This window comes from Sporosarcina sp. NCCP-2331 (assembly GCF_023707945.1).
GTDB lineage: Bacteria > Bacillota > Bacilli > Bacillales_A > Planococcaceae > Sporosarcina > Sporosarcina cascadiensis.
On record NZ_BRCD01000083.1, the window covers coordinates 1 to 747 of the forward strand.

Sequence of the window (747 nt, forward strand, 5' to 3'; positions counted from 1 at the left end):
TTAAAGATACGAGGCTCTAAAGCCTATAGAATCAAGGTTTACAGGTGGATAGTGAAGTTTTTTAAAAAAGATTGAGAAAAAAGGTTGACGAATAGGATAGGCCTGTCTATAATAGGAAAAGTCGACTGAGACAAGCGGAACAAATCGCATGCCGGTTGGCGGGACATTTAAAATTAAGGCCCCTTGGTCAAGCGGTTAAGACACCGCCCTTTCACGGCGGTATCACGGGTTCGAATCCCGTAGGGGTCACTTTAACAAATTGAATGAATGCCCGCAGATCTGTTTCAGATTATCATTGATGGGGTATAGCCAAGCGGTAAGGCAACGGACTTTGACTCCGTCATTCGTTGGTTCGAATCCAGCTACCCCAGCCATTTACATTATATCGTTTTTATTTTAAAACGAGCCGTTAGCTCAGTTGGTAGAGCATCTGACTTTTAATCAGAGGGTCACAGGTTCGAATCCTGTACGGCTCACCACTTTTTTTAAAAAAGTAGTTGACTTATTGAATCAGTCATGTATAATAGAACTTGTCGCTAAAACAGAGCGGTAGTGGCGGAATGGCAGACGCGCTAGGTTGAGGGCCTAGTGGGTGAATAACCCGTGGAGGTTCAAGTCCTCTTTACCGCACCAAACATGCTGTCCAATACAACATTATATGCGGGTGTAGTTTAGTGGTAAAACCTCAGCCTTCCAAGCTGATGATGAGGGTTCGATTCCCTTCACCCGCTCCATACAATTTAAAAC

5 tRNA genes are annotated in these 747 nt (G+C 44.0%); all 5 read left to right on the plus strand.

The window, feature by feature from the left end:
* The first annotated feature begins 177 nt into the window (after positions 1-177).
* Positions 178-249: transfer RNA gene (locus tag NCCP2331_RS18280), tRNA-Glu, on the plus strand.
* A gap of 50 nt (positions 250-299) precedes the next feature.
* Positions 300-374: transfer RNA gene (locus tag NCCP2331_RS18285), tRNA-Gln, on the plus strand.
* 29 nt (positions 375-403) lie between these two features.
* Positions 404-479, plus strand: a tRNA-Lys gene (locus NCCP2331_RS18290).
* A gap of 67 nt (positions 480-546) precedes the next feature.
* Positions 547-633: transfer RNA gene (locus tag NCCP2331_RS18295), tRNA-Leu, on the plus strand.
* 27 nt (positions 634-660) lie between these two features.
* Positions 661-734, plus strand: a tRNA-Gly gene (locus NCCP2331_RS18300).
* The last annotated feature ends 13 nt before the right edge of the window (positions 735-747 follow it).